The 23,838-nt window shown below is 40.9% G+C and carries 19 protein-coding genes and 1 pseudogene; 9 read left to right on the forward strand and 11 right to left on the reverse strand.

Annotated elements, in window-relative coordinates; translation table 11 throughout:
- The first annotated feature begins 592 nt into the window (after positions 1-592).
- Positions 593-1,438 carry a SirB1 family protein gene (locus NSP_RS15220; RefSeq protein WP_042201864.1) on the forward strand — a complete coding sequence of 282 codons (846 nt, stop codon included), beginning with the start codon at positions 593-595 and terminating at the stop codon, positions 1,436-1,438.
- Positions 1,439-1,555: 117 nt separating this feature from the next.
- On the opposite strand, the gene NSP_RS15225 is transcribed toward NSP_RS15220, so the two are convergent.
- Positions 1,556-2,005: an SRPBCC family protein gene (locus NSP_RS15225; RefSeq protein ID WP_006195277.1), complete on the reverse strand. Its 450-nt coding sequence runs from the start codon at positions 2,003-2,005 to the stop codon at positions 1,556-1,558.
- Between the two features lie 387 nt (positions 2,006-2,392).
- Here NSP_RS15225 and NSP_RS15230 point away from each other — a divergent pair, with 387 nt between their 5' ends.
- Complete coding sequence (locus NSP_RS15230) at positions 2,393-4,057, forward strand: mechanosensitive ion channel (RefSeq protein WP_006195278.1); 1,665 nt, start codon at positions 2,393-2,395, stop codon at positions 4,055-4,057.
- 175 nt (positions 4,058-4,232) lie between these two features.
- On the opposite strand, the gene NSP_RS15235 is transcribed toward NSP_RS15230, so the two are convergent.
- On the reverse strand, positions 4,233-5,693 hold the full coding sequence (locus NSP_RS15235; protein ID WP_006195279.1) for a GTP-binding protein: 1,461 nt from the start codon (positions 5,691-5,693) through the stop codon (positions 4,233-4,235).
- 245 nt (positions 5,694-5,938) lie between these two features.
- Here NSP_RS15235 and tpiA point away from each other — a divergent pair, with 245 nt between their 5' ends.
- A complete protein-coding gene (gene tpiA, locus NSP_RS15240; protein WP_042201866.1) occupies positions 5,939-6,664 on the forward strand; it encodes a triose-phosphate isomerase in 726 nt (241 codons plus the stop codon).
- A gap of 346 nt (positions 6,665-7,010) precedes the next feature.
- Positions 7,011-7,871, forward strand: a complete 861-nt coding sequence (gene folP / locus NSP_RS15245) for a dihydropteroate synthase (RefSeq protein WP_144360546.1) — start codon at positions 7,011-7,013, stop codon at positions 7,869-7,871.
- Here the strand turns inward: folP and NSP_RS15250 are convergent.
- From NSP_RS15250 to NSP_RS15265, 4 genes are all read right to left on the reverse strand, one after another.
- Complete coding sequence (locus NSP_RS15250; RefSeq protein WP_006195282.1) at positions 7,868-8,710, reverse strand: SPFH domain-containing protein; 843 nt, start codon at positions 8,708-8,710, stop codon at positions 7,868-7,870. The two genes, folP and NSP_RS15250, sit on opposite strands and share 4 nt — an antisense overlap.
- Positions 8,711-9,003: 293 nt before the next feature.
- The gene (locus tag NSP_RS15255; RefSeq protein ID WP_006195283.1) at positions 9,004-10,668 is read right to left on the reverse strand and encodes an alpha/beta hydrolase; all 1,665 of its coding nucleotides are present in this window, start codon (positions 10,666-10,668) and stop codon (positions 9,004-9,006) included.
- A gap of 107 nt (positions 10,669-10,775) precedes the next feature.
- On the reverse strand, positions 10,776-12,287 hold the full coding sequence (locus NSP_RS15260; RefSeq protein WP_006195284.1) for a polysaccharide biosynthesis/export family protein: 1,512 nt from the start codon (positions 12,285-12,287) through the stop codon (positions 10,776-10,778).
- 556 nt (positions 12,288-12,843) lie between these two features.
- Positions 12,844-13,716 (reverse strand): zinc metalloprotease HtpX, encoded by an 873-nt coding sequence (locus tag NSP_RS15265; RefSeq protein ID WP_006195285.1) that lies wholly within the window; start codon positions 13,714-13,716, stop codon positions 12,844-12,846.
- Between the two features lie 447 nt (positions 13,717-14,163).
- On the opposite strand from NSP_RS15265, the gene NSP_RS15270 reads away from it, so the two are divergent.
- Entirely contained in the window at positions 14,164-14,451 is a 288-nt protein-coding gene (locus NSP_RS15270; protein ID WP_006195286.1) for a hypothetical protein, read from the forward strand.
- 177 nt (positions 14,452-14,628) lie between these two features.
- Here the strand turns inward: NSP_RS15270 and NSP_RS15275 are convergent, their stop codons facing one another.
- From NSP_RS15275 to nifH, 5 genes are all read right to left on the reverse strand, one after another.
- Positions 14,629-15,960, reverse strand: a complete 1,332-nt coding sequence (locus tag NSP_RS15275; protein WP_006195287.1) for a type ISP restriction/modification enzyme — start codon at positions 15,958-15,960, stop codon at positions 14,629-14,631.
- Positions 15,957-16,169 carry a type II toxin-antitoxin system HicA family toxin gene (locus NSP_RS15280; protein WP_006195288.1) on the reverse strand — a complete coding sequence of 71 codons (213 nt, stop codon included), beginning with the start codon at positions 16,167-16,169 and terminating at the stop codon, positions 15,957-15,959. Before NSP_RS15280 ends, NSP_RS15275 begins: the two co-directional genes overlap by 4 nt.
- A gap of 11 nt (positions 16,170-16,180) precedes the next feature.
- Complete coding sequence (locus NSP_RS15285) at positions 16,181-16,405, reverse strand: type II toxin-antitoxin system HicB family antitoxin (RefSeq protein WP_042201855.1); 225 nt, start codon at positions 16,403-16,405, stop codon at positions 16,181-16,183.
- A 10-nt stretch (positions 16,406-16,415) separates the two neighbouring features.
- Positions 16,416-17,000: a hypothetical protein gene (locus NSP_RS15290; protein WP_006195290.1), complete on the reverse strand. Its 585-nt coding sequence runs from the start codon at positions 16,998-17,000 to the stop codon at positions 16,416-16,418.
- A gap of 402 nt (positions 17,001-17,402) precedes the next feature.
- The gene (gene nifH / locus NSP_RS15295; protein WP_006195291.1) at positions 17,403-18,299 is read right to left on the reverse strand and encodes a nitrogenase iron protein; all 897 of its coding nucleotides are present in this window, start codon (positions 18,297-18,299) and stop codon (positions 17,403-17,405) included.
- A 1,149-nt stretch (positions 18,300-19,448) separates the two neighbouring features.
- On the opposite strand from nifH, the gene NSP_RS15300 reads away from it, so the two are divergent.
- The 4 genes and pseudogenes from NSP_RS15300 to NSP_RS15315 all read left to right on the forward strand — a co-directional run.
- The gene (locus tag NSP_RS15300; RefSeq protein WP_006195292.1) at positions 19,449-21,074 is read left to right on the forward strand and encodes a cation:proton antiporter; all 1,626 of its coding nucleotides are present in this window, start codon (positions 19,449-19,451) and stop codon (positions 21,072-21,074) included.
- 25 nt (positions 21,075-21,099) lie between these two features.
- A complete protein-coding gene (locus NSP_RS15305) occupies positions 21,100-21,849 on the forward strand; it encodes a dienelactone hydrolase family protein (protein WP_017804204.1) in 750 nt (249 codons plus the stop codon).
- Positions 21,850-22,216: 367 nt separating this feature from the next.
- On the forward strand, positions 22,217-23,119 hold the full coding sequence (locus NSP_RS15310) for a S1 RNA-binding domain-containing protein (RefSeq protein WP_042203029.1): 903 nt from the start codon (positions 22,217-22,219) through the stop codon (positions 23,117-23,119).
- A gap of 419 nt (positions 23,120-23,538) precedes the next feature.
- A pseudogene (locus NSP_RS15315) lies at positions 23,539-23,838 on the forward strand (RRXRR domain-containing protein); the annotation flags it as partial.

Below are 23,838 nucleotides of genomic sequence, written 5' to 3' on the forward strand. Positions count from 1 at the left end.
TACTTATATTGACAAAAATCAATATATATTTTAGGAAAAAATCAACTACTTGATATATAATACGGTGATATCAAGTATTGAATTGAGACTATTGCCGACGCGAAAACCAAGCAATGATGGTGGTAGTCTTTTTCAGAAACTTAATTGGAACACAATCGCGTCTGGCTAAGGCGTGAAAGTCTACTGAGGGATAACTGCTCCCATGCTCCCGTTGAAGTAGAAAGTAAAGTCTAGTTTTGTCTAGGTTTTATATAGCAGAATATAGGATGGTGGGTTACGCTGTCGCTTTAGCGTAGCCATGCCCCTTGGGCTATACCCACCCTACTGGCTGGCTGTATTTTGAGAATTTGTATATTTTCTATTTATTTAATAAAATAATTCTTCCTTATCAATCTAACAATAACATTTTAAAAAGCAATTGTCAACCCCCCAATACTCTATTTTTGCCGGGAAATAGAGAAAAAAATTAGGTATTTTTTATCTACTGTAGACAATTGATTTGGGGTAGATGAGATGATTTATGTGTAGACTGGAATTAATAAGAGAAGAAAATACTCAGGGAAATTATTTCAACTCCACCCAGGATTTATATATGAATTTCTCGTCAGCACGATTATATTTTTACCAGGAAATTCAACAGCCTGACGAGCAGATTGATTTAGCCAAGGCGGCTTTGTATATTGCTCAGGAAGAATATCCTGATCTGGATACTGCGGAATACCTCAACGCTCTCGATACAATGGCGGGTGAGGTTCAAGAATGTTTACCTGCGTCACCATATCCTCTGCGAATTATTCAAACTCTTAATGAATATCTCTATACTGATTTAGGATTTGCGGGGAATCAAACAGACTATTATGATCCGTGCAATAGCTTTTTAAATGATGTGATTGACCGTCGCATGGGGATTCCGATTACTTTGGCGCTGGTTTATCTGGAAATTGCCCGTAGGATTGATTTTCCTATGGTGGGGGTAGGAATGCCAGGACATTTCTTGATTCGTCCTGATATTCCAGATATGGAAATTTTTGTTGATGCGTTTAATGGTGGTGAGGTGATGTTTGCAGAAGATTGTGAAAACCACTTATCTCAAATGTTTCAGCAACCTGTGAGTTTACGACCTGAGTTTTTAGCCCCGGTAAGTAATCGGCAATTGTTGGCGCGGATGCTGACTAATTTGAAATATATTTACCTGAAACAACAAAATTTGGCAAAAAGTTTGGCTGCGGTTGAACGGATTTTGCGGTTGTTTCCGGAGATGATTTTAGAGGTGCGCGATAGCGCAAGCGCTGACTTGTCAGTTCGCGGTTTGCTGTATTATCAACTTGGTGAATATCATCAAGCTGCGGATGACTTGCAAAGTTATCTGGTCAAGGTTCCTCATGCTGAGGATGCAGTGGTAATTCGGCAATTACTGGCTGAGATGGGAAAGGATTAAACCTCACCCCCAACCCCTCTCCTTAGCAAGGAGAGGGGAGAATTTAAGGCAGTTAAAGACAGGCTAAACTAATGACAAATGACAAATGACTAATGACAAATGACTAATGACAAATGACTAATGACTAATGACTAATGACTCTGCAACTTGTTTGAGGCGACGTAGTTGGGCTTGCATATCTTTTTGAGTCCAAGATATGGCAAAGTTATTGAAGCCCCAACTGACTATGGGGTTAGGAATATCGTACTCAAAGCGGTTGACAAGAAGCGTATTTTGTGCTATTTGTTGGCATTCCCAGCGATCGCGCCCTTGAAAAAATCCCTGAAATTCCCAAACAACTAAACCCGGTTGCCGTTCTACGACGACACTTTTGAGAGTAGGTTTAAGTAAAGGAATTTGAATCACAAACAGACTTTCACTGCCAATCTCCGTACTCCATGTACCCACGGGTTCACAACATAGGGCGGGATTGAGCCAACGGTGCATGAGTGTTAAATCGGTAATGCACCGTTCCACTATTGTGGCTGTGGCATTAATTTGAATCGATTGCTCAAAAGCTTGGGACATTCCACATTTCTCATGCTGTTGCTTTACTTAGAATATCGCAAAATTTAGCACTTTTGTGACATTATCATCCCCCCCTGCTCCCTGCTCCCTGCTCCTCTGCTTCTTTTGCAATGGCTTGAGTGCAGACACAAATATACAAGTTACTTCTAAATACTGACAAACAGGCGATTTTGTGGGATATTGGTGAATAAAAGCAGAATATAAATCAAAAATTCAAAAAAATATCTTTGAGAGCAACTGCCTTTATGTGTTTATTGGCCATTTACTGGTAAATTGATAGGCAAAACATGAGTGAACTTACTGGGGCTAAGGATGATTTCATATCCAGCTATTCCATAAGTATTACAAGTGTTTTTTGGAGACATCTTACCTTAATAGCGGAAAACCATGAACACAACTTGGCAAGGTATAACCCAGTTGATAGACAGTGGTTTATCGATGAGAGTACAACATTTTTTGGCACAATCGCCAAGCCTGCCACTGGATCAAGAAAGAGTTAACGAAGGAATCACTGAAGTCCAAGGAATTATTGGACAGGTGATGGCGTTTACCCCCCGTTTATTAGGGGCGGCGGCACTTTTGTTAGTTGGTTGGCTGATTGCGGCCATCCTGGGCGCAGTCACCAAAAAAATTCTCGATAACACTGAGATAGATAATCGGATTGCTGCGGGGATAACGGGTCGTGAAGATGTTCCCCAGATAGAGAAATTAATCTCTGGCTTAGTCTTCTGGAGTATCATTTTAATCACAGTCGTAGCTGTTTTACAAACTCTAGAACTAGAGGTAGCCTCTCGACCACTGAATAATTTGCTTGACCAACTGATTGGCTTTTTGCCCAAGTTGGTTGGTGCGGGAATTCTTTTGGGAGTGGCTTGGTTAGTGGCGACAGTGGTCAAACTTCTGACGGTGCGAGGGTTACAAGCGCTAAGACTGGATGAGCGTCTGAATCAAGAAGCGCAAGACAATACACTCAACACCAACCAATTATCTTTGAGTGAGACCATTGGTAATGCTCTGTATTGGTTTATCTTCTTACTGTTTCTCGTGCCAATTTTGGATACCCTGGCGCTGAGACAGGCGCTATTACCGGTACAATCCTTAATTACAGAGATTCTGTCAATTCTGCCCAATATTCTAGGGGCGGGATTAATTGCCGCAGTTGGTTGGTTTATCGCTAATATAGTGCGGCGGATTGTTACCAACTTACTAGCAACCACAGGTGTTGACAATCTGGGAAGTCGCGTTGGACTTTCCCCAGCTTCAGGAATGCAATCTCTGTCAAGTATTATAGGCACGATTGTCTATATTTTGATTTTGATTCCTGTGGCGATCGCATCGCTGAATGCTTTGAGAATTGAGGCTATATCTGTACCTGCGATCGCTATGTTACAGCAGGTGCTAAATACTCTACCCGCCATCTTTACTGCGATCGCAATTTTAATTGTGTCGTTTTTCTTAGGGCGGTTTGTATCGGAGTTGGTGACTAGTATCCTCAGCAGTTTAGGCTTTAACAACATTTTCACCGTATTGGGTCTACCAACACTCAGTAGACAATCTGCAACAGTAGACGCAGAAACAGAAGCAGAAGCAACACCAAAACCAGCCAGCCGCACCCCATCAGAAATTGCCGGGATTGTGGCTTTAGTGGGTATTATGCTGTTTGCCACAGTAGCAGCAGTTAATATTCTGAATATCCCCGCCTTGACAACACTGGTAACAGGGATTTTAATTATATTGGGGCGGATTTTGGCAGGATTGATTGTATTTGCCATTGGTTTGTTCTTAGCAAATCTGGCGTTCCAACTGATTACCAGTTCCGGCGACCGCCAAGCCCGAATTTTGGGACAGGTAGCGCGGATTGCGATTATTACCTTAGTTTCGGCAATGGCATTGCAACAGGTTGGTATTGCCAGTGATATTGTGAATCTAGCCTTTGGACTTTTACTAGGTGCGATCGCTGTTGCAATTGCCCTATCCTTTGGTCTGGGTGGCCGTGATATTGCCCGTGAACAAGTTCAAGGTTGGCTTGACTCTTTTAAAAGTAAAGAGTAAAAGTATTACTTTCACCAGATAAGAATCATAAACTCTTTTAGACGTAGGTTGGGTTAAGGCTTTGGGAAACGCAACAAAACCAGGCATTCTTAGGATCGGGTTTCGTTCCTTAATCTAACCTACGCATCACATGACAAATTGGTACATAACATAAATTGTCTAATTTGTCAAGAAATTAAGCTTTCAGTTTTACTTTTTGTTTTAATTCTTCTTTAATGCGGTTGAGGATAGATTTTTCGTCTAAGTTTGCCAAAATCCGACTAATAACTGCTTTTGGTCCTTCATCACCCCAAGTCGCGCCATTAGCCAAGTAAACTTTAGTAACTTGTCCAATACCATAGGAAGAAACCCCAGCCACCCCGGCTTGAGTGATTGCTACAGAGATATAAGGTGCAAAGGTAGCGCCAGCAGTAGCTGATGCAGAGATGCCCAGCACAGTTTTTAATCCACTCAAGCCTAAATTTGCCAGCAGCTCACTGAAACCGATACCGCCCATACTCAGAGCAATTTTTTGTAATAATTGCACAGCACCGCTTTCACTCATGGGGATGCCATAGAGTTTAGATAAACCCAAAATCAGAGAAATATCAATTACTATACTACTAAGTATATCTATAACTGTTACCGGATTGAGAGCGATCGCTAAAGCCTTAGTCATCACAGCCTTCCAAATCAACTGATTAGCATTCTGTTCGCGAATCATCAGTTTTCGCTCAACCAATTGCTCATTCACATTATCCGCATAAAGCATAGTATTGAGAGCAACCAAAGCTTTACCTTCACGGTGCAAAATCTCCAAAATTTTCAGCTTCAGTTCTTCAACTTGGGCTGTACTGTTACGTAACTGCACCCCCCTACTACCATCAGGGCGCATAATCGCCGTCTTCACCAGTGGTGATGCAGCAGCCATGACTATTTCTAAAGGCGTGAGTAACTCCCTCACCCGTTCATCTCTGATTTTGTGATAAATTGCCATCCGGTCAGCTTCAGGATACTGATCTACTTTGTTAAATACTAAAATTATCGGTTTACCCGCCTCCCGTAACTGAGACAGCGCTTCATATTCTATCTTGGTCATATCCCCAGCAATCACAAACAAAATTAAATCTGCTTGCTTTGCTACCTGTTCAGCCAAAGCTGCACGGGTATCACCATCTACTTCATCTAATCCAGGAGTGTCAATGAGTTCCACCTGAGATTGACCCCCCGCAGGTAGAGTTACCCGTAAAGTGCGTTCATTGTCGCCAATTGTCTCCTCACTAATACTCCAGTTAACTGTTTGAGCATCACGGGTAACTCCATGTAGGGGGCCAGTTTCAAACACCGTTTGTCCAACCAAAGCATTTAGTAGAGAGGACTTACCACGTCCCACCATGCCAAAAGCAGCAATTTGTACCACCATGCTGTCCAACTTACCCAGCATAGTTTCCAAATCAGCGAGTTCATTTTCCAATCCGCTTTTTTCCTGGGGAGTCAGGTCAAGATTGGTGACTAAGTTTCGCAGTGCCGTTTGTGCTTGTTTATAGTCGAGAGACCTTTGAATATCTTCAAAACTGAAAATAGCACTATCCAGTTCTTCGTCCCAGTTGGGTGAGTCGCTGTGATGAGGTTCAGGCAAAGGCAATGTAGAAGTCATATCAATTTGAAATTTGCGATTTGGGATTTTGTCCCCATATTCTTATCCTAATTATTTTTAGCAGGGGAATGGGGAGTGGGAGGTGTGGGGAGTGTGGGAGGTGTGGGAGGTGTGGGGAGAAGACCGTAACTTCCCAATGACCAATGACCAATGACCAATGACTAATGACTAATGACTAATAACTAACAAAACGTCCTAAACTGAAAAATGCATCTAGTAGCGTTAGAATCTTGACTAAATCACCTGTGCGAAAAATAATTATTGCCGGTAACTGGAAAATGTTCAAAACCCAGGCAGAAACCCAGGATTTTTTACAAGGGTTTTTGCCTCACTTGGAAGAAATACCAGAAGACCGAGAAGTGGTCTTGTGTCCTCCTTTCACTAACTTAAACATTTTATCCAAAAGTTTACATGGCAGCCTCATCCAGTTAGGGGCGCAAAATGTTCACTGGGAAGAAAATGGAGCCTACACGGGCGAAATTTCTGGCCCCATGTTGACAGAACTTGGTGTCCGTTTTGTTATTGTCGGTCATAGCGAAAGAAGGCAATACTTTGGGGAAACAGACGCAACTGTGAATCTCCGCCTGAAAGCGGCTCAAAAGTACGGTCTGACACCAATTCTATGTGTAGGCGAAACGAAAGAACAACGAGATGCTGGGGAAACTGACTCACTGATTACCGCCCAGCTAGATAAAGACCTCATAGATGTCGATCAGAATAATTTGGTGATTGCTTACGAACCAATTTGGGCAATCGGTACTGGTGATACTTGTGAAGCGACAGACGCTAATCGAGTCATCGGTTTAATTCGTAGTCAGTTGAAGAATCCCAATGTTTCGATTCAATACGGTGGCTCAGTGAAACCGAATAATATTGATGAGATCATGGCTCAACCAGAAATTGATGGCGCTCTTGTGGGCGGAGCCAGTCTAGAACCTGCAAGTTTTGCGCGGATTGTCAACTACAAGTAATCTCATGTGCAACGTTTTTTCCCTGGCTCTGCCCTACGGTGTACACACAAGTCAGAAGAACTTATTTACATTGGTTTTAATCTGGTAGTGGCGTGGCAAGCTTAAAATGTTGCAATATGTTTCTCTTGTGGAACAGGCATCTTGCCTGTTCTGGGGGGACCAGTAGCCCACCCCACAATATTTATGCTTATGCACTATTTTAGGCTTGTCAGTCCAGTAGTGTGCGTTATGGACATTAGTCCTAACGCACCGAGAATTTAGGATGGTGCGGTGTCCCTGCGGCATAACACACCCTACAAAACTAATACTTATGCTCACCGGGGTTTATTAACCTAAAAATGCGTATATGTCAAGCAAGTTAATAATTCGAGAAAGCTGTTTTGTCTGGGGACAGCGAACTTATCTCATGGGTGTTTTAAATGTCACACCCGATAGCTTTAGCGATGGTGGCTCGTTTAATAATAGCGCTGCGGCTCTAGCACAGGCACAAGCAATGGTAGCCGCCGGTGCTGACATAATCGACGTGGGTGGTCAATCGACTCGACCAGGAGCGGAGCAAATAACTCTGGCAGAGGAACTGGATCGGGTACTGCCGATATTGCAGATTTTACGACGAGCGATCGCAGTACCAATATCCGTAGATACTACTAGAGCGACTGTAGCTACAGCATCTATAGAGGCTGGAGCGGATATAATTAATGATATTTCTGGTGGTACATTTGACTTAGAAATGCTGCCAACAGTAGCAAGTTTAGATGTGCCGATTATCTTAATGCATATCAAGGGAACGCCGCAGACAATGCAGCAAATGACTGATTATCAGGATTTAATGGCAGAAATTTCTAGTTTTTTAGCAGCACAAATTATAGCAGCAACTGCTGCGGGCATTGACCAGAAGAAAATAATTATTGATCCGGGCATTGGTTTTGCGAAAAACTATGAGCAGAATTTAGAAATTTTTCGCCGATTGCCTGAATTGAAAGCGCTAAATTGCCCTATTTTAGTAGGAGCATCGCGTAAAAGTTTTATTGGTCGCATCTTAAATCAACCAGATCCCAAAGCACGGGTGTGGGGAACAGCTGCGGCTTGTTGTGCAGCTATTTCTCATGGCGCTGATATTCTCCGAGTTCACGATGTTCAAGAAATGCGTGATGTGTCACTGGTAGCTGATGCGCTGTTTCGAGAACAAGGGTTACTTAAGAATTAGACATTACCGTTTTCAGAGTTTCTGCCATTACCATCTTGAGTGATGGAGTCAGCAATTAACTGGTTATAGACTTCATTGGTTTTACTGGGATCTAAGAAGACAATTTTGGCATTATTACTCTCACCAAGTCTTTGGCTAGCGACGACATAATCTTGAGCGACGAGATACCTGAGAATTTCCCGGCTTTCAGGATGAGAACGTAAGGCTTCCGAAATTATCTGCATTGAGGTTTTAGTTCCGTCCGCTCTCTTAATAGCAGCGTCACGTTCCCCTTCTGCTTCAAAAGCCAGCGCCCGTTTTTTGATTTCCGCAGCTCGCTCTTCTTCCATTGATTTTCGCACACTTTCAGGCGGTGTAATGCTCTGAATATCCAAGCGGATCATCTCCACTCCCCAATTTTCTGTTGTTTGATTCAACTGATTTAAAATGGCTGTGTCCATTTCTGCACGGGAGACATTGGTTTGTTCTACAGTGTTTTGAGCGATGATTTCCCGGAGTGTGGTTGTGGCTATTTGTGTCAAAGAACCTTGGAGATCATCAATTTCGTAAAAACTTTTGACCATATCTCTGATGCGCCAAAACAGAACTGCATCAACTTCTAGGTAAATGTTATCTCTGGTGATGACATTTTGAGGTTTGATGTCTAAAAACTGCTCGCGTATTGTATCCTCCATGACAATCTGATCGACCAAAGGCACAATAAAGTTGAGTCCAGACCCAAGTTTTCGATGATACCGCCCCAATCTTTCCACTAGGGCTTCGTTACCTTGATTAATCAGTTTTGCAGATCCTAAAGCATAACCTATGAGTGCTAAGACTATGGCGATAATTGGCTCCATATATTCTCCTATTCAGCTTTTGGGAAATTTTAGTGTAAAAGGATATGGTACTACCTTCGTCCTACATTTCAGTCTCATATGTTGAGGCTGTATTTTTATGAACATTAACGATGTGGTCTGATAACAAGCTGCTATAAGACTTATAGGTAGTATGTACTCAGGACATTTTGGCAGAATGCAATTGTTATTAAAGCACCTTGATTACACGCTGGCAAGGAGGACTTATGTGATTAAATTTACATTAATCATGTTAGCATTTTTGAAGCAGAGGTTCCATTAATTAAGTTAAGTCATCACTTGATGACAAAACTGAGCCAGGGTTTGATGTTTGTTGGTAAATCAGAATTGAAACGTAGGGGTAGTTCTGCTGTAGAAAGAGATTGGGCGTAAGCGGGTGTGAGAAATGGTTGGTAAATCTGGGCGGATGGTGTGTCTTGTTTGATAAATGCTAAGGTGACACCACGAATTAACTGGCGTAAGGAGTTGGTTTGTTCGCCTTGCTTTTCTCTCAGGATACCTGCTGTGGGAGTAGCGATCGCAGCTGCTGCACTTACCGGATATACTGGCTCGGTAACACTCAAGTGAGTAGCACCAATGGCTGTTAACAGATACTTAGAACCCCGTAATTGGCTAAAAGGTTTGATTTGATGCGTTAAGGCTGGGGTGAGTGCATCTTCAGTTGCAGCTAAAATTAATACAGGTTTGGTAACTTTAGCCAATCCGTTTGTACCAAAGAGTTTACCAACAAGGGGGTTGAGTGCGATCGCACTCTTAACTCGCGGATCTTGCAAACGCGGTTGATGCTCTTTTAAACTAGCTGCTGCACACTGTAACCAATCGCCGGGTGATTCGCCAAAGGAAAGAGAAGTCTTACAGAACTCTCGCAATTCTTTTAAATCTACTTCTCCACCCACTAAAGCTAAAGCAGTATAACCCCCTAAAGAGTGACCAATCACACTTACTTGCTTTGTATTTAGTTTTCCTTGCAGTTGTCCCGATTGAGTATTGAGTTTTTCTAGTTCGTTGAGCAAAAAGCTGACATCTTTTGGTCGATCAATAAATTCATTGGCTGGTAGTAGTTGCGCCAAATTCATTTGATTTGCAGCGTTATTGATGGCTATAGAGTTGCTACCAGGATGTTCAATGGCTGCAACCGTGATTCCGTGAGAAGCTAAATGACGGGCTAAGTAGCCCAGAAATCGACGGTTTGCTCCAAATCCGTGGGAAATAACCACCAGTGGCCCTTGGTTGTGACTTTGACTCCAATAAATGTCTACAGGAATGGTGCGATTCCGTTGTCTGTCTTGTAGGGTGAATGTCTGCTGTTGAACTGTGTTTTTTCCTGTGGCGGCTGGGTCGAAAGTCGGCTGAAAAGGTGTAATATTTTTTACTAATAATTCTCTTTCTAGCAAAACACCAAGGGCTTGGCTTTGCAAGTTGTTGGCGTTAAATTTTAAGGCGATTTGCAGTGCTTGAGTGGCATCTACAGTCACATTTTTTTGAGGATAGGCGCGTAAAAAACCAATTGCACTTAAACCGTTGACTTGGCGTAGAGAGAGGTAGAGAGTTGATTGGAGTCCTTCGATGGTGCTATCTGGAATTGCGGCTCCCAAAGAGGAAATTAATTGTCTTCCTTGTGGCGATCGCACTAGCTCATCAACGAATTTATCTGCAAAAGCCGGATCTATTTGTAACTGTTTATTCAGTAATTTCCCTACTTGGGGAGTTAAAACAAAGCTATAAAGTTGCAGGTGTTCTGGTAGTTGCCCTGTTTTGGCAAATTTTTCTACATCGGCGATCGCTAGCGACTGCTGAAACGCCCCTAAACGGATAGTAACTGTTTCTGCTGCTGTAGCCACGGGAATACTCACAGCCCAACTGATAGCGAGAGTTAAGCTGGATAATAATCCCCGTAGTTCGGATATTTGAGGTCGATGTTTGCCAAACCGCAAGTGCATAAAATAATCGCATACAAAAAGTAGTTCAATTAATTGACTACTTATATGGGTTTGAAGTTGCTCAGACTAACTAGCGATCGCAACTTCAAACTCATTATAAACGACCTCTAAAACAAACCGAATATAGCCCTGAAAACTCCCAATAAACCGCCGATAGGATTGATTACTGTACCCACAGTATCGCCAGTTTGGGCTAAACCAGAACGGTTGACGATGATCACATCATTATTGCGGAGTATGGGATTAGTCTCTTCATTAATTCCCTGAGAAAAATTAACTTTGACTTCCCGCTTAGTCACAGAACCATTAGAATTGAGGCGAACCAAATCCACAGTAGTTGTTCTCGCTCTAGCATCGTTGAATCCACCCGCAGCTAACAATGCTTGATTCAAGGAACTATTAGGCTTAATGTCCACTGCTCCCGGTCTTTTAACTTCGCCTACCACACCAACTTGAATTGTTGCAGGAGACAAAGTAGTGGTAGCTAATTGAGTAGCTTCTGCTGTGTTGACCTCAGTGGCAGTAGGGATAACAATTGTATCTCCATCTTGCACAATTAAATCTTGAGCCAGATCACCAGTTTGCAATAATTCCCACAGGTCGATATCTATATTTTGTTCTGAACCAGTTCTTGTGGGTCGGCGCAGCTTCAGATTACGAACATCAGCTTGTGATGTAATTCCCCCAGCTAATTGTAGCGCTCTCATCACCGTGGGTAGACCACCACCACCTTCGGTTGCTCCGCCGCCACCACCACCAACCAGATATGAACCGGGACGATTAACTTGACCAATGATAGCTACGGTGCGTGGTGTAGTAGCACTAGCGGCAAAGTTAGCTGAAAAGAGATTACGTGCTTCTGCTATGTTAAAAGTAGTTGCAGTTGGCACAACAATCGTGTCCCCATCCCGTAAAGTAATATCCTGATCTATCCGACCTGTCTCGATCAGTTCCTTTAAATTCAGATTAACAACCTGCTCAGACGAACGTCCTATCTTACGTCTTAATTGCACTTGAGTAACATCTGCTGCCAAGGTTACACCCTGAGCTGTAGTCAGTGCTGCTAATACAGTAGGGTACTGTACACCGGGATTATTACCTGCGCCTCCTTGTAAATTCAGAGTATAAGCTCCTGGGCGTGTAACTTCTCCAGCGACCAAAATATTAATCGGACGAGGCGATAACAGGTTAACTGAAATCAGGGGACGCTTGAGAAAGCGAGCATACCTCCTGGCAATTTCATCAGCAGCCTGTTCGCTTGTTAGACCCAGAACAGATACACTGCCAATTAAAGGTAGGTTGATTGATCCACCTGGAGGTATTTGGTATTCACCAGTATATTCTGGTACTTCAAATACATTTACACGAATGAGATCACCGCCCCCCAATGTATAAGTAGTATCAATTGGTATCGATGGTGATCCTTGTTCTGCTGTTGGTAGTATTGGTTGTGTACCCGGTGATCCTGGTTGTACCGTGGGGAAGATTGGTTGTGTTCTTTGTGCTACTAATTGTCCCTGAGCCAGGCTCGCAAACGGCGCAGCAACATTGACAGCCGTTAACAAAGCTGCACCCAAAAATGGCTGGGTGAGGAATTTCAGCAAACCTGTGTTAAGCATATTTACCTGAGACTCTGAGACTGTGATCGCCATAGTACTGTCTAAATATTTTAATTTTGACTATACTTAATTATTCAAGTTCCTCGATTCTTTGCCCCAACATTCTTATTTTCCTAGAAAAGTGTAATTGTCCGGAGAGATATTATCATCTTTTATCCGGAAATTTTTAGTGAAGTTCGATTAAAGAGCAATCGGGATTTTAATTATAGCAACCGCCAAGGACGTTAGGACATAAATTGATCATAAAAGTTAGACACCGAAAGGTTTTTACCCTACTCCCCACGGACCAGCTATAAGTATAAATTAGCATACCAGCTAATTTGTGATTAGGGACTGAAAAATCAAAAAATACCCAATTTATAGGCTGCGCTAACACCTCCTACAATTATTGGGTAATTTATTTTTTGGTGTGTTCTTATCTGTTCAATCAACTGCCTTATTTAGGAAATACTCAACGAACTCACAGCCCATAGCCAAAGTGTTTTATTCAGAGTGGCTGATTTCTAGAATAGCTGTATATTTATTATCCGAGTTCTTTGTTCTTAACACCAATAATTTAATAAGCAGTTCTTGGTAGTTCTTGCTCTAATTTGAGTAATTCTGCAACTCGTGTTTCCGTATCAGGGTGGCTAGAGAATAAGTTACCCATAAACTTACCAGAAATGGGATTAATAATCAATAACGGCTCAAAAGCTGGGTTAGCATTCAAAGGTAGTTGCTTGGCTGTAGCTTCTAGCCTTTGCAGCGCCTGAGCCAAAGCGCGAGGATTACCAGTTAATTTAGCAGCACCTGCATCGGCGGAAAACTCCCGTGTGCGGGAAATTGCTAGTTGAATAATTGTAGCAGCTATGGGTGCAAGTATGACAGTTAACAAAACACCGAAAATATTTCCCCCTCTGTCACCATCTCGCGAACCTCCACCACCAAACCATAAACTGTAACTAACCATTTGCGCCAAAAACGAAATCGCCCCAGCAATTGTGGCTGCAACCGCTTGTGTGAGAGTATCACGATTAATAATGTGAGTCAGTTCGTGAGCAATTACGCCTTCGAGTTCATCATCTGGTAATATATTCAAAATGCCTTCAGTAACAGCTACAGCCGCGTGTTCTGGATCGCGTCCCGTAGCGAAAGCGTTGGCAGTTTGGCTAGGAACAATGTAAATTCCTGGCATAGGAATATTAGCGCGTTGAGACAATCTCTCCACCATCCGATAGAGTCCCGGTGCTTGGGCTTGACTCACAGGACGGGCGCGGTAAACACCCAACGCTATTTTATCTGACTGATACCAAGAAAACAAATTTGTGGCTGCTGCTAAACCAATTCCTATAATCAAACCAGCAGTACCGCCAATTATCCAGTAACTAATAGCAATCAAAAGACCACTAAGAACAGCTAGCAAAGCAACCGTTTTCAATTGATTGTTCATAATTTTGCTCTCCCGCTCATGCTGTCTTGGTATTTTTAGACAACAGCATCGCTTAAATCTCATTGTAATTCTATCTAGCTAAACTCAGATATTTGTGCAGAAAAACCCTCATCTTTAGTACGGATTTCCCGCTTAAACTTGGGCATGGTATCTAGACTTGTACCAGCCTGTTTAGTTTTTTAAACTACTTTTTTTTATAAAAAAATATGTATACTTTCCTAAAAAAGGATATACTTTAGGGGTAGTAACAATTATAATTACAATATTTACCTGCAAAAACTCAGTGTAAAGTATGGTGAGGCAAATAAAGGTACATTAAATACTTTAATTTATCAATACCCGTTTAACTGATAGATTACCTTGTGATCAAAACTCAAGTTCAATACTTACTTAGTAAGATCACAAAATAATGTTTAACCAAGCAGCACGATTAACCGTGTATAAACAATGCCAGATACTTCAAATTTAATTTCCGAATTTGAAACATTATTTAGACAAAAATTAAAATTAAACAACTGTAAGCTGAAAAAGAAAAAGCAAGAGAATAATTATGAAATTATCACTCCAGCCAAAGATATATTTTTAATGTCCTGGTGCGACTTTCCAGACATTAACTTGATATATCAACCAATAGGAGTACGCACACACCAAACTGGAGTTTACGAAAAAGCCATCCGTTCCCACATTAGTTTCTGTTTGAGTAGTATCAAAGATAATACACAAACCGCCGTATAGATTTAAAGGATGTTTGAAAAGTCCTCTTTTTAGTAGCAAAACCTTTTAGATCCCCCTAAATCCCCCTTAAAAAGGGGGGATAAACTCGTGCTTAACATTACAACAAACTACTTTTAAAACATCCTCTAAGAATATTTGGGGTTGGTAGCACTCACCCTCAAGTATTACTTCATATTTTTACTCTTTTGGTAAGCCTAAATCTGGCAAACTTTTCACAATTTTCATTGTTTCTAAACTCACAGTCACCACCTGTTTAATTAACCTCACAATATACTCCTCATCATCCAGGCGATTGGGATCATTCGTAATGCCGCTACGTTTATCTGTGGTAACTTGATATTGGTCTATGATCCAATCTAAAGCCGAACGGTTGCCTAAGCGATATGTAAATGCTTCTGGCGGTATACCTGTTAATGTCAGAAAGTCGTTATATTTGATTTGGGTTTTATCTTTGGAAAGGCGCATCTTCTCTACACGCCAATCAATGGGTAAGTCTTTATTTTCTAGATGTTTCAGACGATATTCGGGCTGTTTTTCATAGTTAATATGAATTTCTGCAAGTTGTTTTCCAGCTATTGCGAAAGGATGAAATTCTGGCGCGAAGGGAATACGGGGAAGTTCTCGTTTTAGGTTTGCTGCGTAGCGTTCCCGGTAGTCGGGATGATGGAGAACTGAGTATGTATAATAGAAAATATCCCATTTAGTAATGGTGGTATCTTGGTAATGGTTGCGATATTCTTCTAACGCCCAATCAGTAATATTTTCTCTGCGGTTTGTTCCGTCTTCGTCGTAGGTGTAGAAGGGGAAACATTGAGAACCACCTTGAGGTAATAAATCTGGTATTCGATTAACTACCAAAGGAAAAAACGGAATTTCACTACCTACTTTCAGCCAAATCACCTTATTTTCTTCTTCTGTTTCAGGAGTCGGAAGAATTACTGGAAACTGACCACGACGATCATTTAAAATTTTATCAAAGTATAAATATTGCTTACAAAAAGGACGATATAAACAATACCTAATTCTGGTTAAATCATATTTGTTTAACGTACCTCTTTTGAGATGATTTTTCAGTGTGCTACTCCAACTAATTTTACCATCATCATAAGTAATAAATTCATCAACATTCACAACGGAAGTTTCAGAATTTTTCAATTTAATAACCTGTTCGTTATAATTTGTAATCGTATTTTTTATATTGCTTTCTAAAATTTTAATACTATAATTTGTAACCCAAACGTCTCGATTTGTACTTACACCTAAACTAAATAGCTTAAACACTACTTTTTGATTTTGAATAGCAGCAGATTTAGCTTCTCGATTACCAATTGCTATAAAATGTTCAAATTCATCTTCTAAACCTTCAGTTAACCAATTATGATTTTTATCGGGTTTAATTTCTTGCCATTCTACATCACCAGTATGCTGAAGCTTTTCTAAATATGCTAATTTTTCTTCTTTGCGCCAAAGTTCATCTATCCGAGCATAATAAATTTTCGCTTTTCTCATAAATCTTCTGGTTGTAATCCTGTTTTCTTAGCTATACGAGCCAGCATTTTCGAGCCAATTTCATCACTATCCCGAAACGCAAATACATAATCATCCCAACCTTCTCGCGCTAAAATTTTATGCGATCCGGTTTGTCGTTTAACACACCACCCAATTTTCTCTAGTGCAGCTAATACTTTTCTGGCTTTTGTCGATGACCACTGACTCATATCACCATACCCTATGCTGCAACAAAGGTGAGACTGGTCAAACCTAAGCAAATTTCTCCATGTTCCAATTTATCAGCAATCACTCGCAGAGCTAAAGCTTGCACATTGGATATAGCTTGTTGTTGAGTAAAAGCATACACTAAAACACCAGGTATTTCTAAAATTTCTGCAATCCAACGACCGTCATCTTCTTGTTCAACTTCAATAGTAAACTGAGAAGGTATTGAGCTTTGCATAAAATCACCTCTAGACTCTTTTTTTAACAAATATATTAACACTGACTCCCACCTGAATACCAAATACATTATGAGTTGTCCCAGACAACTTGGGATTTTTGCGAACATTCCCCCCTAAATCAAATATATAAATTTTATCAAACTTCTTTTCTAGTTCCTGTCTCATCCCATCAAAAGCTATTTGCTCAATAAAACTGTTATTAGTGACAAAGGCAATAATACCTTCATCGTTAATTCTCTCACTTGCCCAGCGAATCGCTTTTACATAAGGATCTGCTAGTTTATTTTTTAATGTTGCTTTTGATGCTTTTCCGTAAGTTTTGGAAACAAGATCATCAATACCAGTTTTATCTTTATTAGTATATTTGCGGTTTTTATTATTATCATTTTCATTCAACTGCCCTACATTATAAGGAGGATTGCCAATAATTACAAAAAGATTTGACTGTCTTTGTTTTTCTACCCGCTTCATATTCTCCGGGCTAAATAAATCTAATTGTGTGATATTTTGGTCTTCAAAAGTATCAACTAAACAAATTCCCTCAAAAGATTTATATTCCCCAGCTTGCTCAAAATATTCATGTTCAATATTCATAGAAGCAATCGTGTACACACAAGTTTAAAAACCTTTATTTGGGTGGGGTGTGTTATGGACGTTAGTCCTAACTCACCGAAAATCTAGGATGGTGCGTTGCGCTACGCGACAACACACCCTACAAAAAAAAGATTTGGAGTAATTTAATGATTTATGTGTACACCTTAATTCCGTAGCCTTGGAAAGGGGGTAAAACCCAGATGTGAAAGCGACGACGATTTGTGTGTATAGCGTAGCCCTATCGATTTGATATTTGAAAACTTTATTTAAACCAAAATAAAACTAATTTATTTGTGTTCTGAAAAAGAAAAAGCTAGAGGATAATTGTGAAATTACTACTCTAGCTAAGGCTATTTTTTAAAGTTAAGAATTTTGGGGATGATTAGTATCCACTCTCAATAATTACTTACTGACTGGTGCTTCAGTAGATGTTTTACCAACTAACTTAGCTGCATTTTCTTCACTTTCAAGAATACCAAATTCAATCAACAATTCTTCTAGTTCTTCCATTTCGATGGGTGTAGGAATTGTCAGATTTTTGTTGTTGATAATCTTGGTAGCCAAGGTCCGATATTCGTTACTTTGATTACTATCAGGTGCGTACTCGTTGACAGTCATCCGACGCAACTCAGCGTGTTGTACAATGTTGTCGCGAGGTACGAAGTGAATCATTTGGGTGTTCAAGCGTTTCGCCAGGGTTTCGATTAAATCAACTTCCCGGTCAACGTTACGGCTGTTACAAATCAAACCACCCAAGCGCACACCACCAGTGTGAGCATATTTAAGAACACCACGAGCGATGTTATTAGCAGCGTACATCGCCATCATTTCACCTGATGTGACAATGTAGATTTCTTGCGCTTTACCTTCTCTTATTGGCATCGCAAAACCACCGCATACAACGTCGCCTAATACGTCGTAAGATACGAAGTCAACATCTGTATATGCACCATTTTCTTCTAAGAAGTTGATGGCGGTAATAATACCCCGACCGGCGCAACCTACACCGGGTTCTGGACCACCTGATTCTACACAACGGACATCGCGGAAGCCGGTCAGCATGACTTCATGTAATTCGATGTCTTCTACAGCGCCTCTTTCAGCAGCCAATTGTAGAACACTGGTTTGAGCTTTACTGTGTAGCATCAAACGGGTGGAGTCAGCTTTGGGGTCACAACCGACGATAAGAATGCGCTGACCCATTTCTGCCATAGCAGCCAAGGTATTTTGAGAGGTAGTAGATTTACCAATACCACCTTTACCGTAGAATGCTATTTGTCTAATTTTTTCGTCAGTCATGATAATGATTTCCTACAATTATTTTGTTGATTGGTTTGAACGTTTCTATCAGTCCTTCAGGCTTGGTTAGGTATAGTTAAACCACCACGAGTCTGATATTTGCAGCGAATTCTGCCACGTTTTTTCAGTTGAGAAGCTGACACTTGAAGTTCAGTTCTCATCCATATATCACCTCTGCCAAAAAGTTGCGTTGATGCAGAGTATTTTTTTTAGGAAATTGCTCAAGTGATATTGCAAGTGTTACCAGATGCACTGATGACGCAGCTTTAAAAAGCTTGAATCTAGCATTATCAGGTGTTGTAGTATCCCAATCGGTTGCTCAGACCTTAAGAGTATTTGCAGCAGGAATTTTATTTATGTAGAGTGCATCCCTGAAATACAGAACTAACCAACCAACATTGCAATTTACTCTCAATGGTGACTACAATTTTCCTGATTTTGCTGATGTTATGAACGCCAAGAACTTCTAATTCATTGAATTAGCCATATCATGAGTAATACAAGGAGATAAATCCTCGCCTAAAAGTGGCACTCTTGCGTCGGCAATTTCTTGGTGATGTTTGACAATATGGTTAAATTCCTGGATATGTGGAACAGTATCAGCTCGGCTTGAACTTGATGTTCCAACAGATAAGAATGCTATAACTTAGTTCGCGGTTAAGAATATTTTTCGCCGCTTGTGCTAAGTCAATAACCGTTCTAATTTCTATTGAATTGTTAAGTTTTACTAAAAGTCTTTCTTCCTAGACTCTAAGTTTAATTGCATCTGGAGGGTAATCCCAACTAGGTTAGCCAAGTCTCACTAGCCCATACCAAGGCAGTTTTGATTGACTTCAAGTTGTTACGAAAGTTACTATCCTACCTAGCCTGAGTTTACCTATTCGTTACAAAAAGCGGTAACGAATCGAAGTGAATTTACCAGAGCAAAAAAACTTTATTGAGCTTGTCTCAATTATGTGAATTTTTCTACTGCTTTTACTTTTGTGATTCCTATACGAAGCATAACATATAAATTCCTATCTATTTATGGAATGCAAATTCATTTTTTTCATTTAAGCAAAGCCGATATTGTTATTAGTATCGTAAATAGCAATATGTGATTAGCTGATAGTTATTTCTCTACAAATTGCACTTTCAGGGGTTATGGGAATGTTAGGCAGTATATTGTGGATTTTAATGATGGGCTTTTTTGTGGGACAATTTGCCCGGCGTTTAGGCGCTCCACCTTTAATTGGCATGATTTTAGTGGGGATGATTCTTAGCCCCCAAGCACTAAATGTAATTAGTCCAGAAATGCTTAATGCTGCTGATGATTTAAGAACTTTGGCGGTGATGATTATTTTGATGAAAGCAGGATTAGGTTTAGATAGAGAAAAGTTAGCTCAACAGGGAACTGTGGCGCTGCGTTTGGGATTTTTACCTGCAACAACGGAGGCGATCGCCATTGCCCTCACAGCTATGGTAATCTTTAAATTTGACTTTCTCACTGGTTTACTCTTGGGCTGTATCATTGGTGCAGAATCTCCAGCAGTGATTGTTCCCGGAATGCTGAGACTCAAAAGTTTAGGCTGGGGCGTTACCAAAGGTATCCCCGATGCAATTTTAACTGGTAGTGCTTTATCTGATGTGCTGCTATTGCTGGTTTTCAGCCTGTTGCTGAATTTTTTGGCTGATGGAGGCGTTGAGCTAATTATCCTTCCTGGTGGGTTGGTACTGACTCCTCTACAACTGCTACCACTGCAAATGATCATGCAGATTTTACTAGGAATAGTATTCGGATATTTAGCAGCCCGCTTTCTGGTTATCCTATTAGTAAAACAAAATTGGACTCAAAACGCCGTTCAAGATACTCTAATTGCTGCCAGTATTGCCTTATTTTTAGTAATTTCTGCTCATGAGTTGCCTTACTTTTCTGGTTATTTAGCAGCTATGAGTTTAGGTTTTTTCTTAATTGAATTAGACGCACCTCTAGCGAGAAGGTTGCGCGGTGGCTTTGATAGTTTATGGATAGTCGCCGAGATTTTTTTGTTTGTTTTATTAGGTGCAACTATTCAACTGCAAGTATTAGGAAATATTCTTTTCCCCGGTTTAGCAATTCTAGCAATTGGTTTACTTATCGGTCGGATGCTGGGCTGGTATCTTTCCACACTGGGCAGTAATTGGAATTGGCGGGAAAGATTGTTTTTATTACCAGGAAATTCAGCCAAAGCTACAGTACAAGCTGCTATTGGAGCAATTCCCCTGGCTCAAGGTGTTACTGGAGGTGAGATAATTTTAGCGATCGCAGCCTTATCAATTTTAATTACAGCACCTTTAGGAGCTTGGGCAACTATGGCCTTTGCACCTAAATTATTAGAACGGGGAGAAGTTGACCCCACAAAAGTTACAGTTGCGACTCGTACATTATTACTAGCAGCCGTTGATACATCAGGTTTAGCTACAGCAGTATTAACCAAAGTCGCAGATTTAGCACGACGCAGTAATGGTGAAGTTATAGTTTTGCATATAGTTAATCAGCCCAATCAGCGAGAAATTCAACAACTAGAGTCACAAACTCAACAATTGTTATCAGATATCAGATATAAATTTATCACTGTTACAGGTACGGTTCCAGAGGAAATTATTAACATTGCCCAAGAGCATCATGCTACAGCAATTATCATGGGAAAACGGGGTCATCAGCCTTGGGAAAAAGTCCTCATTGGCTCAGTATCGCAAGCAGTCTTAGAAACTAGCCCCATCCCCGTAATTTTAGTAGAAAATCGTGATACCTAATGACACAGCACTGGTAAAAATTTTTATGACAGAGCAAATAATAGATACCACAACGGTGAAACTTTCGCAAGATAATCTCCCAATATCAGCTTATCTGGCGCAACCACAAGCACCTGGTTCTTATCCAGGAGTTGTGGTATTACAGGAGATATTTGGTGTCAATGTTCACATTCGGGAAGTTACAGAACGAATTGCTCAACAAGGATATATTGCGATCGCCCCGGCACTTTTTCAACGTCAAGCACCTGATTTTGAAACAGGCTACACCCCGGAAGATATAGAAATTGGCAGAGAATATGCTTGGAAGCAAACTCAAGCATCAGAGTTATTGAGTGATATTCAATCAGCAATCGACTATCTCAAAACTCTACCCCAGGTGAAACCAGATAGCTTTGGCTGTATTGGCTTTTGTTTTGGTGGTCATGTAGCATATTTAGCTGCGACCCTACCAGATATCACAGCGACTGCTTCCTTTTACGGTGCTGGCATTACTACGCGCACACCAGGTGGTGGCGCTCCCACTATTACCCTTACCCCAGATATAAAAGGATCAATATATACTTTCTTTGGGATGGAAGATGCCAGCATCCCCGGCGAACAGGTAGATCAAATTGCCGCAGAATTAGAAAAATACCAAATTTCCCATCGTGTGTTTCGCTACGATGGAGCTAACCACGGATTTTTTTGTGACCATCGCGCCAGCTATAATCCTAAAGCCGCAGCTGATGCTTGGGAGCAGGTGAAACAACTTTTTGGCAGTGTGTTAGGAGCCTAGTGCCGCAGGGCGGAAGTCAAAAGTCAAAAGTGAGCCAGTGCGGTCTTCTCCCAAAGGGAGAGGCTAACGCCAAGGGGGTTTCCCTCATGAGCAACTGGCGAACCCCGAAGGGGTCAAAAGTTAAAAATCTGACTCTATAGCCTTTTCATTGATTTCTTAGTGGTTGTCCTAATTTACGCCGTGCTGTACTAAAGAAAAAAGTAGGGGAAAGTTCCCAGATTGGGGACTATTCCAGCTATTTTAGGTTGTTTTGCCTACCAAATAATCAAGCCATAATTACCTAACACTCCTACTAGGTCGGAATTTGTTAGGTGTTTAGTAAAACTCCAGTGGCATCATATCAAATAATAATTTATCCTCAATTGTCATGAACTCCGAATCGAAACTTTCTCAACCTGCCAATTCGTCTTTCACGATGGACGATTTTGCCAAAGCATTAGAAGTACACGACTACCAGTTTCAAAAAGGACAAGTTGTACGTGGGAAAGTATTTCAACTTGACCCCAATGGAGCTTATGTAGATATTGGTGGTAAGTCATCCGCTTTTCTCCCCCGTGAAGAGGCTTCTTTGAGAGCAGTTACCGATTTATCGGAGGTGCTGCCATTGCAAGAGGAACTGGAGTTTTTGATTATCCGAGATCAGGATGCAGAAGGTCAAGTCACCCTTTCTCGCAAGCAGTTGGAAATTCAGCAAGTCTGGGAACGACTGACCGAAATGAACGAAGGTGGCCAGACTGTGCAAGTTAGAGTCACGGGTGTGAATAAAGGTGGTGTTACCGTTGATATACTCTCCTTGCGAGGATTTATTCCGCGATCGCATTTAGCAGAGCGTGATAATCTAGAAGCTCTTAAAGGTCAAAGTTTGACTGTGGCTTTTTTAGAAATTAATCGTAATACCAACAAACTGATACTTTCCCAGCGCTTGGCAACTCGTTCTAGCAGCTTCAGCTTATTACAATTAAATCAGCTCGTGGAAGGTAGAGTTACTGGCATTAAACCTTTTGGGATATTTGTAGATTTAGATGGTCTTAGTGCGTTGCTACATATTAAGCAAGTTAGCCAAAAATACATTGAATCTCTCGAAAAAGTCTTTCAAATTGGTCAAACAATTAAAGCTGTAATTATTGACTTAGATGAAGGTAAAGGTCGTGTGGCTATTTCTACTAGGGTTTTAGAAAATTTCCCTGGTGAAATGCTAGAAAATTTTGATGAAGTCATGGCTTCAGCCGAGGCGCGTGCTAATCGAGCTACCAACAAACCTGCTGAATAGCATCAGGATGTGAGTTTCACGCCAATTCTTTGCGCCTACCCTTCCCTTCGCGACGCTGCGCGACGGACGGGAACGGCTTCCCTACGGGACGCTACGCGAACGCCGAATGCGCCTTGGCGTGAGACATTATTTTTACATTTAAGGCAACGTCGGATTAATGCCTTAGTATTAGGGTATCCAACATCAGTCCGATGATTCTCACGACAAAGAGAGCATAAATAAACGGAGTAATCTGTAGTTTATGTGAACCAAACCACTCAAAACATGAGTAAACGTTATCTAGGTCATAACACCTTGGGATTCGCTAGTCCCCTGCCATGTTGCTACTTATTAAACAATCCGCAAGGATAGTGTATTTAGCATAACAAGCTCAGATAACAAGGTTGAAGCAAACATTACCCTGAAAAGGTGAAATTTAAATGTCTAATTTTGTTCTAGTTCTTGATACCAACAAAAAACCACTTACTCCAATTCATCCAGGAGATGCACGTTTTTTATTAAATCAACAAAAAGCTGCTGTATTTAGAAGATTTCCATTTACCATAATTTTGAAAGAACCTAAATCTGAAGTTCCAACTCAACCGATTGWAWTAAAAATAAGATCCAGGGAGTAAAACTACAGGTTTTGCGTTAGTTCAAAATAATAAAGTCATCTGGGGTATGGAATTACAACACAGAGGTTTAGCTATTAAAGAAAGCCTAGAAACTCGAAAAGGAGT

Origin of the sequence: Nodularia spumigena CCY9414 (assembly GCF_000340565.2) — a bacterium.
GTDB classification, from domain to species: Bacteria; Cyanobacteriota; Cyanobacteriia; order Cyanobacteriales; family Nostocaceae; genus Nodularia; species Nodularia spumigena.